Genomic DNA, 11051 nt, shown 5'->3' with positions numbered 1-11051 from the left:
TTCACGACGATGCTGACGATCTTGGGCGCGCGCACGACGACCTTGACGATCTCGCGGTCGCCGATCGAACGGATCACGCGCTCGTCGGCACGAGCCAGCGCTTCGAGCTCGGACTCGCCGATGCGCGCCGAGACCTCGAGCTGTGCGCGGACCTTGCCGCCCACCTGCACGACGGCGGTGATCGTGTCCTCGACCAGCAACGCCGGATCGGCGGACCGCCACGGCACCAGGCCGACGGAGGGCTCGTGACCCAGGATCTCCCACACCTCTTCGGCGGTGTGCGGGGCGAACAGGTCGAGCATCACGGCGATCGTCTCGGCGGCCTCACGCACGGCGGGATCGGCGGCACCGGCAGCACCGTCGATCGTCTTGCGGGTGAGGTTCACCAGCTCCATGAGGCGGGCGACCAGCACGTTGAACTTCGTCTGTTCCACGAGAGCCGGGGCCTCGGCGAGCAGCTTGTGCGTCGCGCGGCGCAGTGCGGGGTTCCCACCGTCGAACACGACGTCGACCGGACTCGCGACGTCGCCGGCGATCCGCAGCACGCGGGCCAGGAACTTCTGCGCACCGGCCGTGGAGACGTCTTCCCAGTTGATGTCATCCTCCACCGGGCCCGCGAAGGCCAGAGCGACACGGACGACATCGGCACCGGGGTCGATCATGCTCGACGAGAACTCGACCAGGTTGCCCTTGCTCTTCGACATCTTCGATCCGTCGAGAAGAACCATGCCCTGGTTGATCAGCGTCGTGAAGGGCTCGGTGAAGTCGATCAGCCCCATGTCGAACAGCACCTTCGTGATGAAGCGCGCGTACAGCAGGTGCAGGATCGCGTGCTCGACACCACCGATGTACGAGTCGACAGGAGCCCACCGGTCGGCCTGAGCCGGGTCGAATGCGACGGTGTCGCTGTTCGGCGACAGGAAGCGCAGGAAATACCAGGAGCTGTCGACGAAAGTGTCCATGGTGTCGGTGTCGCGCAGCACCGGGTCACCGGTCCCGGGGGCCGTGGTGCGCACCCAGCGCTCCGCTGCCCCGAGCGGCGAGGTGCCCTTGGGCGAGAGGTCGAGACCTTCCACACTGGGCAGCTTCACCGGCAGCTGGTCTTCGGGAACCGGGATGATGTCCCCGTCCTCGGTGTGCAGCATCGGGATGGGAGTGCCCCAGAAGCGCTGGCGCGAGATCAGCCAGTCGCGCAGGCGGTAGTTCTTCGCCGCGCGTCCGGTGCCGGATGCGTCCAGCTGCTCGATCGCGCGGGCGATCGCGTTGCGCTTGGACAGTCCGTTCAGCGCACCCGAGTTGATCATGCGGCCTTCGCCGGTCAACGCGATGCCTGTGGATGCCGGGTTCTGCTCGTCGAGCGCGGCGCCGGTGTCGATCGGCACCCCTTCGTCGTCGACCTCGATCACGGGCATCGCGCCGGTGACAGGAGCTGTCGTGTCGACCACGACCTTGACGGGCAGGTCGAACGCGCGGGCGAAGTCGAGGTCGCGCTGATCGTGGGCGGGAACTGCCATGACGGCACCGTGACCGTAATCGGCGAGCACGTAGTCGGCCGCCCACACCGGGAGCTTCTCGCCGTTGACCGGGTTGATCGCGTAGCGCTCGAGGAAGACACCGGTCTTCGGGCGGTCCGTGGACTGCCGGGCGATGTCCGTCTCCTTCTGCACCTGCTCCAGGTAGGTGCGGAAGCGCTGGCGCACCTCGTCAGGCGCATCCGCCGCCAGCTCGGACGCCAGGTCGGAATCGGGTGCGACGACGAAGAAGGTAGCTCCGTGCAGCGTGTCGGGGCGCGTCGAGAAGACGGTGACCGGCTCTTCGCGACCCTCGATGACGAAGTCGACATCCGCACCGATCGAGCGTCCGATCCAGTTGCGCTGCATCTGCAGCACCTTGTGCGGCCAGAAGCCCTCGAGCTGGTTGAGGTCGTCGAGCAGACGGTCGGCGTAGTCGGTGATGCGGAAGTACCACTGCGTGAGCTTCTTCTTGATGACCTCGGCACCGCAGCGCTCGCAGCGACCGTCGACGACCTGCTCGTTGGCCAGCACGGTCTGGTCGTTGGGGCACCAGTTGACCGGGCTCTTCTTGCGATAGGCCAGCCCACGCTCATAGAGCTTCAGGAACAGCCACTGGTTCCAGCGGTAGTACTCGGGGTCGGACGTGTGCAGGACGCGCGTCCAGTCGTAGGAGGTACCGAACTCCTTCAGGCTCTGCTTCTGCTGATCGATGTTCGCGTAGGTCCACTCCCGAGGGTCGGCGCCGCGCTTGATCGCCGCGTTCTCCGCGGGCAGGCCGAAGGAGTCCCAGCCGATCGGGTTGAGCACGTTGTGCCCGCGGTGACGCCAGAACCGCGCCACCATGTCGACGTACGCGTAGTTCTCGGCGTGCCCCATGTGCATGTCACCGGACGGGTAGGGGAACATCCCGAGCACGTACTTGCGCGGCCGGGTGTCTTCCTCGCCGCCGGTGAGGAACGTGCCGTTCTCCGCCCAGTACTTCTGCCACTTCGTCTGGATGGCGTGCGCCGACGGAGTCTCGTCATCGGCGGGAGCGGTGGACAGGTTCTCAGACAACGAACGCACGACCAATCTGAAGGAAAAAGCGGGATCAGTTCAGGATATCGGAACGCCAGACCCCCGGCATTTCCGCACCGAGCGCGGCGAGGGGAGCTCGCGCCTTGGTCGCGACCTCGGCGACTTCGGATGCGGCGACCGATCCCCAGGTGATGCCTCCGCCCGCGCCGACGACCGCCTGGTCGCCATCGATCAGGATGCTGCGGATGACCATGGCGAGGTCGAGCACGCCGTCCGCCCCGATGTACCCGAAGCAGCCGGCGTAGACGCCGCGCGGCCCGCCTTCCAACTCGTGCAGTCTCGTCATCGCGGAGAGCTTGGGGGCGCCAGTCATGCTGCCGGCGGGGAAGGCCGCGTCGAGCAGCGAACCGACGGTCGTCCCGGCCGCGGCGACACCGCTCACGGTGCTCACGAGCTGATGGACGGCCGGGTAGCTCTCGACCACCCACAGTCCGTCGACGCGGATGCTCCCCGGCTCGCACACGCGGGAGAGGTCGTTGCGCATCAGATCGACGATCATCACGTTCTCGGCGCGCTCCTTGCGATCCGCCGCGAGTTCTGCGGCCAGCGCGGCATCCTCCTCCGGATCGGCGCCCCGAGGCCGGGTCCCCTTGATGGGGCGGGTGCGGATCACTCCCCCTTCGGCGTGGAGGAACTGCTCGGGGCTGGCGCTCAGCAGGGTGCGGCCGCCGATGCGGACGAAGCCGCCGTGGTGCGCGGGCGTCGCAGCGCGCAGGCGACGGTAGACGTCGACGTCATCATGCGCCCCGGCCACCGTGAACCGCGTCGTCAGGCACAGCTGGTAAGCGATGCCGGCGCGGATCAGGTCGCGGCAGCGTTCGATGAGCGCGGCGTACTCGTGCGGATCGTGGCGCGCTTCGGCGACGCGACGCGCACCGTCGGGGACCTTCAGGGGGACCGTGTCGTCCGCCGGCTGCGGGACGGCGGAGACTTCCGCTGTCCACGAGGGGAGCTCGTCGTCGGCGCTGAGCACCCAGGTGTGCCGCGCGGCATGATCGAACGCGACGACATGTGTGGCGCGCAGCCAGGAGCCGCCCGGCTCGTCGACGGGCCCACTCACCGGGGCGCCGGCGGCCGCGGCACCGGACTCGTAGTCGAGCCAGCCGACCCACCCACCGGAGAAGGGCGGACGGGTGCGATCGGTCGGAGCCGCATCCAGTGCCACCTCCCGCGGCAGGGACGAGCGCTCCCCCGTGCCGACGAAGCTCCAGCCCTGCGCGGCATCCGCGCCGGCGTCGAGCCAGAAGACATCGGCGACGCGCGCTTCGAGCATCCGGAACACGGCCCACGGCTCCGCCCAGGACGGGAGGAGGCGAGCGGTCAACTGTTCGGGCACCTTTCCAGCCTAGGACCGGGTCGCTCCCGTATTCTCATGACGTGGACGACCTCCTGCTCTGGCTCCTCGACACCGTGCAGTCGATCGATCCGATCACGCGCACGCTGGTCGCGGGGCTCGCCGTCATGCTGGAGACCAGCATCCTGATCGGCCTCATCGTCCCCGGGGACACCATCGTCATCATCGCTTCGATGGGCGTCGCCACCGTGTGGGAGGGCATCGCGATGGGCGTCGCCGTCGTGATCGGAGCGCTGATCGGCGAGAGCATCGGATTCTGGCTCGGACGCTGGCTCGGCCCGCACATCCGCGTGTCGTGGCTCGGCCGCAGGATCGGCGAGCACAACTGGGTCCGCGCAGAGAACTATCTCGAACGCCGCGGCGGCATCGCGATCTTCCTGTCCCGGTTCCTCCCGGTGCTGCACTCCCTCGTGCCTCTCACCGTCGGCATGAGCGAGTACCCGTATCGCAAGTTCCTGGCCTGGACCGCTCCGGCGTGCGTGCTCTGGGCGACCGCGTACGTGAGCGTGACCTCCCTCGCGGCCGGCAGCTTCCGCGAACTCGTCGATCGCGTGCACTTCGCCGGCTACATCTTCGTCGGCGTCATCGCGCTGTTCCTGCTCCTCGCATTCCTCGGCAAGAAACTGCTACAGCGGCTCGAAGCCCGTCATCAGGAGGCCCCGGAGTCGGCAGCCGACTCCGACGTGAAAGACTGAGTCAATGGCATCGGCTCCCCCAGCCCCCCGGATCCACTGGTTCGCCCGACTCGAGCATCGCCTCCATGTCTGGCGTGAAGGTCGTGCGCGCCGTCGTGGCCGTGTCGCCACGATCCTCCCGTTCCCCGGCTACGGCGGTCCGGGCTGGGTGCGGGTCGTGGGTCGAGTGCTGATCGTGCCCCCGCAGCGTCGCACCCGCGACGGCGAGCCGGCGAGCGTGCGCGGCTGGCGCAGCTTCGTCGGGATCCCGGTCGGGTACGCGACCGTGACCGTGCATGTCGGCGAGACGACGCATCAGCTGGTCGCCGATCGCGGTGGCGTGGTCGATGCGAAGATCCCCGTCGACCTGGAGCCCGGCTGGCAGAACTTCATGATCTCGGTCGAGGGGCAGGAGCCCGTCGAAGCCGGCGCCTTCATCGTCGCCAAGGAGACCACGTTCGGCGTCGTGTCCGATGTCGACGACACCGTGATGGTCACGGCCCTGCCGCGTCCGTTCATCGCCTTCTGGAACTCCTTCGTGCTCGATGAGCATGCCCGCCTCCCCGTGCCCGGAATGGCCGTGCTGCTCGACCAGCTGCTGCGACAGCACCCCGGAGCACCGATGGTGTACCTGTCGACCGGCGCGTGGAACGTCGCTCCGACCCTCTGGCGCTTCCTCGGTCGGCATCTCTTCCCGGCGGGGTCGATGCTGTTGACGGACTGGGGCCCCACGCATGAGCGCTGGTTCCGCAGCGGGCGTGAGCACAAGCTCACCAACCTGCGCCGGCTGGCGACGGAATTCCCCGACGTGAAGTGGTTGCTGATCGGCGATGACGGCCAGCACGACGAATCCATCTACTCGCAGTTCATGGACGAGCATCCCGATTCGGTCGCCGGGGTCGCCATCCGGCGCCTGCTGCCCGCAGAAGCCGTGCTCGCCGGCGGTCGTGCCGGCCGAGAGCCGCATTCCGAAGACGTGGCACCGTGGGTGAGTGCCGAAGACGGCGCCGGGCTTCGCGACCTGCTCGGTGAAGCCGGCATCCTGCACTGACGAGACCACAGCACACATGCACACGCTGATCGAGAGGGCGCTCCCCCGCGAAGAATGGCTCACCCGTGAGCAGTCGCATCACGAGCGCGCCGACGCGCTGACCGCCGCGCATCGCGAGCGCTCCTCCCGCTCCGAGAAGCACCCCGTGTGGGACTTCTTGTTCACGTACTACTCCTACAAGCCGGCACAGCTTCGGCGCTGGCACCCGGGAGCCGATGTCGAGCTGCAGGACGCGCCCGAACGTCTCTCGTGGCGCTGGTATTCGCCGGGCGAGACCGAAGGCGGTGTCGTGCCCGATCCCCGATCCTTCGCGCAGGAGAAGGCGGACCTCGCCGCGCTCGTGGAGCGGATGCTGCGCCGCACGGCGTCGCGCCCCGGCCAGTTCGGCTGCTTCGGCCTGCACGAGTGGGCGATGGTGTACCAGGCGGACGAGCACCGTCACGCGGTGCCGCTGCGTTTGGGACGGGCGGGCACGGATGCGGTCGTCGAGAGTCATGACCTGCGCTGCACGCACTTCGACGCGTTCCGGTTCTTCACCCCGGAGGCGGTCCCCCGCAATCGCACGCCCCTGAGCCGCGAGGACCAGCCGCTGTTCGAGCAACCGGGGTGTCTGCACGCGGGGATGGACCTCTACAAGTGGGCGACGAAGCTCGGGCCCCTCATCCCCGGCGAACTCCTCCTCGACTCGTTCGAGCTGGCGCGTGACATCCGGCTGCTGGACATGGAGGCCGCGCCGTACGATCTCTCGGCATGGGATGTCACCCCCGTCCGCATCGAGACGCCGGAGGGCAAGGCGGAGTATGTGCGCCGGCAGCGCGTCTTCGCCGAACGCGGCACCGCACTGCGCAGGGCTCTGCTGGACGCGTGGCTCGGCGACGGCACACGAGAAGCGGCCTGAGCGTCACTCCGCCGGTTCGCAGTCGGCGCAGAGCGTCCATCCCACCGATGCCGCGGACAACTGGGTTCGTAACGTGAGCACCCGCGTCGCCGCTTCTTCGAGCCGCTCCTTCGGCAGAGTGCCGGCTTCGACCGCCGCCGCGATCCCGGCCGCCATCTTGCCCGCGGTCTGCGCATCGGAGCCCGCGATCATCAGCACCAGGTCGTTGCCGGCGGCGATCGCGGCGACACCGTTGGCGACGGGATCCGCATAGGCGGGATTCCCCGACGACAGCAGCATCCCGAGGTCGTCGGTCACCGCCACCCCCTCGAAGCCGAGTTCCTCCCTGGCGATCTCGTGCCACTTCGCCGAGAGGGAGGCTGGCAGGGTGTCCACTGCCGTGTAGGCGAGATGCCCGTACATGAGGAGAGATGCTCCGGCATCGATGCCAGCCGCGAACGGGACAGCCTCCGTACTGCGCCATGCGTCGAGCCCCATGCTCGTGCTCGGGATCGCGGAATGCGAGTCTCCGGGGGCTGCGCCGTGTCCGGGGAAGTGCTTGAGCGTCGAAGCGACGAACTGCTCCTGCGCGGTGGTGGCGGCCGACACTCGATCCGCGGCGCTCGCGGGATCGGTGCCGAGCGCGCGACCGTAGATGAAGGTTCCCGAGTCGGCCGTGAAGTCGGCCACGGTGCCGAAGTTCACCGTGATCCCCGCGCGGGCCACCAGCGACCCTCGAGCCGTGAACGCCGCCGAGGTGGCGTCGACCGGCTGCCGCTTCAGCGTGGTGGAGGCCGCGTACTCATCGCCGTGCAGACGCGAGACGATCCCGCCCTCCTGGTCGACAGCGATCAGCGGCGGCAACGCGGGATCGATGGTCATCGCGGCGGTGAGAGCCTGCAGCTGGGACTCCGAGTCGGGGATGTTCGCTCCCATGAGGATGAACCCGCCGAGACCGGAACTCATGTATGCCCGGAGCGCGGCGGGATCCGTTCCCGACACGTGCCCCATGACCACGGCGGAGGCCTGCTCGGCCACCGACATCTCCTTGACGAGAGCGGTCGCATGCGCGGCCGGGCCGGTCGGCTCCGCGACCGGGGAGACCGCGGCGGAGGTGCGGGAGGCAGCCGTCGACGGGGCGGTCGAAGCGACCGCTGCCGGTGAGGCGCACAGTGCCGCCGTCGCGACGACCGCCAGCGCTCCTGCGGCCCATCGACGGTATCGGGACATGACGGGTCCGGTGCGGTGTGGACGCGTCAGCAGCCGAGCGCCTCGGTGATCGGCACCGCCGTGGCGGCGTCGCCGTTGCCGAAACGGATCGTGCGGCCGATGGTGCACGATCCGTGGAGCGATGCGGCGATGACCCCGGCGACGTCTGCCCGCGACACGGCTCCGCTGCCCGCTGGGTCGATCTGGATCCGCGCGGTCGGCTCGTCGAACGTGAGCGTGCCGGGAGCGAGGATCGTGCCTTCCAACCCGCTGCCGCGCAGATGCTCGTCGGCCGCCCACTTCGCATCCGCGTACGGGAAGAAGGAGTCGCCCTCCGGGACACCGTGATCGGCCGTGGATCCGAGCCACGACACCATCACGTAGCGGCGGACGCCCGCCCGCTCGGCCGCATCCATCGATCGCTGAGCGGCGTCACGATCCACCGCGTACGTGCGCTCCGGTGATCCGCCACCGGCACCGGCCGACCACACGACCGCGTCGTGCCCGCGGATGATCTCGGCGAGCTCGTCCACGTCGAGATTCTCGATATCCGCGACGAGGGCCTCGGCCCCCGTCGCTTCGACATCGGAGGCGTGCTCCGGGTTGCGGATCACGCCGGTGACCTCATCACCGCGGGCGACGAGCAGTGGCGCGAGCAGAAGGGCGATGCGGCCGTGGCCGCCGAAGACGATGATGCGCGACATACCCTCACCCTACGCGCCCCCTCCGACCTCAGCGCGGGGTCTGATCGCTGTCGATCACGAATGCCTGCGGATGGCTCGGCAGGTAGCGGACGACCACCGGCTCGCCGCTCGCCAGGTAGACGTCGCGGTCCGGGTACACGGCGGGCGTGAAGAAGTTGCTCTCCAGCGTGTACTCGACGCCCTCGGCGGTCGTGAAGGTCACCCAGTCCCCCTCCAGTGTGCCGGTGGTCGGGCGGCCGTTGTCGTAGATATAGGCACGGGTCACGGGTACTCCGGTGAGGCTGAGGATCCCGATCACGAGCGATCCGACCATGACCAGCGCCAGCACGCGGGCACCGATACGGACGATGCCGGCCCAGACCCGACCACGCGGACGCTCCGTGGGGTGCAGGAGGCCCTCCCGCTCCCGGATGCTCCGCAGCGCCTCACCCGGAACCGCACCCCGCGCCGACAGCGCGAACAGCCCGAGGGTCGAGAACCCCGCGATGAAGACCATGGCGTAGCCGTGAGAGGCCGGGAAGTTCACCAGCCAGACGAGGGTGTCCATCGGGTTCAACGTGCCGTCTCCTTCTCGATGGTCACCGCGACGGTCTGCGGGTCCTCCCGGCGGTAGAACGCCCATACGGGAGCTCCCACCTGGAGATGCGGGATCGCCTGGGGGTAGACGAACACGGTCGTGTCGGCCTCCCACGTCGCCGCCCCTTCTGGTGCCATGAGCACGCGCAGCGCGAGTTCGCTCTGCCCCTCGCGACGTCGGCCCGTCGGCCGCACCTCGAGCACCGACGCGGGCACCTGCGTCCCGCTGGTGCGCGCCCGTACCTGGCGGGGGTCGATCAAGCCTCGGTCGATGCGCCACTGCAGCATCGCGTCGCGCACAGCGGGGTCGCTGAGGTCCGCGAGCTCGACCGTGTCCTGGTCGGTCACGCTGTAGCGCACCGGGACCGGAAGCCCCACCTGGAGCGTCGCGAGATCCGTGGGCTGCACGAGCGTACGGAGCTGCCCGATGAAGTCATCGGCCGCGCTCGGGGTCACGCGGATGAAGAGGTCGTACTGCGGCACGTCGTTGACCGTCATCCCGGTGCGGGTGACCTCGACGATCGTGCCGACCCCGATCTGCGCCTCACCACGCGGGGTCCTGCGACGCGCCAGGCCCGACAGCATCCCGCCGAACGTCAGCAGCAGGCCCCACGCGACGCCGATGATGATCGGGCCGCCGAGCGTGTCCTCACCGGCGAACGGGAGGATCGAGTGACGCTGATCCACGCCGAACAGCCCTTCGCCGACCCAGATGACGAGCCAGGCGGAGAGCAGCAGCCAGACGACGAGGAACACGATGCGGAGCATGCTGTTCAGCGTAGCCAGGCGCCGGTCTCCGCCCGAACACGGATCCGTGTGCCGGGTCCCTCGTACGGCGGCACCGGGTCCTCTACACTCGGGTCAACGATGCCGACCCGAACGGTATCCCTCCCGACAGCAGGACGACGATGCCCACACCGCTGATCGAGCGCGAGATCACCGCGCCCGTCGCGCTCACGACTCCCGACGGGGCACTGAACCGCGATGCGCTCGGCTGGTCTCGAACGCCTCTGCACGACACATCCGGCATCCCCGGTCGAGGCCGCTGGGGGCGCAACAAGCGCTGGGAGTACTGGAACGTGATGACGCCGTCGCACATCATCGCGTTCACCGTGTCGTGCGTCGACTACCTGGCGCTGCACGAGGTCTGGGTACTCGACCGGGCGACCGGCGAGGACATCGGATCGACCGTGATCTCCCCCGGAGCGCGCTCCGCGACGCTGCCGCCATCGCTCGGGGACGGCCCGGTGCGGGCCCGGACCCGCCGCATCACGCTCGACGTCGACGAGGTGTTCGACGGCACGCGTCTGCGGGGCACCGCTCCTCGCGTGTCGTTCGACCTGCTCGCCGCCAGGCCGCCCGAGCACGAGTCGCTCGGCGTGGTGGTGCCCTGGCGTCGGGGGGACGACATCCGCCGGTTCCAGTACACCGTGAAGGATGTGGCGCGGCCGACGACCGGCAGCATCGCCATCGACGGCACCGCCCACGACGTGCCGGTGGGCAGCTGGGCGGTGCTCGACCACGGACGCGGGCGCTGGCCGTATCAGGTGCGGTGGAACTGGGCCGCCGGTAGCGGCATCGTCGACGGCCGCACGATCGGGTTGCAGCTCGGCGCGAAGTGGACGGATGGCTCCGGGGCCACCGAGAACGCCCTGCTCGTCGACGGGCGCCTGTCGAAGATCAGCGAGGAACTCGTGTGGGACTACGACCCCGAGCAGTTCATGCGCCCCTGGCAGGTGCACGGTGCGACCGCCGACCTCACGTTCACACCGTTCTACGACAAGATGTCACGTACGAATGCGCTGGTCATCGCGAGTCGGACCGATCAGCTGTTCGGCGTCTGGTCGGGTTGGGTGCACGACGACACGGGTACGCCGGTGCGCGTCGACGGCATCGAGGGCTTCGCCGAAGAGGTGCTCAACCGCTGGTGACGCTCGCCCCGGCGGACCGCAGCGCGCGCTGCACACCTTTCGCCGCCGAACGCCCGGCACGATTGGCGCCGATCGTGCTCGCCG

10 protein-coding genes are annotated in these 11051 nt (G+C 69.1%); 4 read left to right on the top strand and 6 right to left on the bottom strand.

Going from position 1 to position 11051, the window contains the following annotated elements; translation table 11 throughout:
* A partial coding sequence (gene leuS / locus ACNPM4_RS16760; protein WP_448986433.1) for a leucine--tRNA ligase occupies positions 1–2570 on the bottom strand: 2570 nt, incomplete at its 3' end.
* 34 nt (positions 2571–2604) lie between these two features.
* On the bottom strand, positions 2605–3927 hold the full coding sequence (locus tag ACNPM4_RS16755; RefSeq protein ID WP_448986432.1) for an anthranilate synthase component I family protein: 1323 nt from the start codon (positions 3925–3927) through the stop codon (positions 2605–2607).
* A gap of 41 nt (positions 3928–3968) precedes the next feature.
* On the opposite strand from ACNPM4_RS16755, the gene ACNPM4_RS16750 reads away from it, so the two are divergent.
* The 3 genes from ACNPM4_RS16750 to ACNPM4_RS16740 are packed head-to-tail and all read left to right on the top strand — an operon-like array spanning position 3969 to position 6568.
* Positions 3969–4640, top strand: a complete 672-nt coding sequence (locus ACNPM4_RS16750; RefSeq protein WP_400858387.1) for a DedA family protein — start codon at positions 3969–3971, stop codon at positions 4638–4640.
* A 4-nt stretch (positions 4641–4644) separates the two neighbouring features.
* Positions 4645–5670, top strand: coding sequence for an App1 family protein (locus ACNPM4_RS16745; RefSeq protein WP_448986431.1), 1026 nt, complete (start codon positions 4645–4647; stop codon positions 5668–5670).
* Between the two features lie 16 nt (positions 5671–5686).
* Entirely contained in the window at positions 5687–6568 is an 882-nt protein-coding gene (locus ACNPM4_RS16740; RefSeq protein ID WP_448986430.1) for a 3-methyladenine DNA glycosylase, read from the top strand.
* Between the two features lie 3 nt (positions 6569–6571).
* Here the strand turns inward: ACNPM4_RS16740 and ACNPM4_RS16735 are convergent, their stop codons facing one another.
* Genes ACNPM4_RS16735 through ACNPM4_RS16720 form a run of 4 tightly spaced genes read right to left on the bottom strand, consistent with a single transcriptional unit; the run spans position 6572 to position 9804 of the window.
* A complete protein-coding gene (locus tag ACNPM4_RS16735; protein WP_448986429.1) occupies positions 6572–7777 on the bottom strand; it encodes a glycoside hydrolase family 3 N-terminal domain-containing protein in 1206 nt (401 codons plus the stop codon).
* Positions 7778–7803: 26 nt separating this feature from the next.
* A complete protein-coding gene (locus ACNPM4_RS16730) occupies positions 7804–8460 on the bottom strand; it encodes an SDR family oxidoreductase (protein WP_448986428.1) in 657 nt (218 codons plus the stop codon).
* A gap of 28 nt (positions 8461–8488) precedes the next feature.
* Complete coding sequence (locus ACNPM4_RS16725; protein ID WP_448986427.1) at positions 8489–9007, bottom strand: hypothetical protein; 519 nt, start codon at positions 9005–9007, stop codon at positions 8489–8491.
* A 5-nt stretch (positions 9008–9012) separates the two neighbouring features.
* Entirely contained in the window at positions 9013–9804 is a 792-nt protein-coding gene (locus ACNPM4_RS16720; RefSeq protein WP_417504259.1) for a hypothetical protein, read from the bottom strand.
* A gap of 140 nt (positions 9805–9944) precedes the next feature.
* Between ACNPM4_RS16720 and ACNPM4_RS16715 the strand changes: the two genes are divergently transcribed.
* Positions 9945–10967, top strand: coding sequence for a DUF2804 domain-containing protein (locus ACNPM4_RS16715; RefSeq protein ID WP_448986426.1), 1023 nt, complete (start codon positions 9945–9947; stop codon positions 10965–10967).
* The last annotated feature ends 84 nt before the right edge of the window (positions 10968–11051 follow it).

The sequence above is a fragment of the Microbacterium umsixpiens genome (assembly GCF_053543675.1).
Note: the sequence above shows the minus strand (reverse complement) of the source record. Positions and strands in the feature narration are given on the sequence as shown.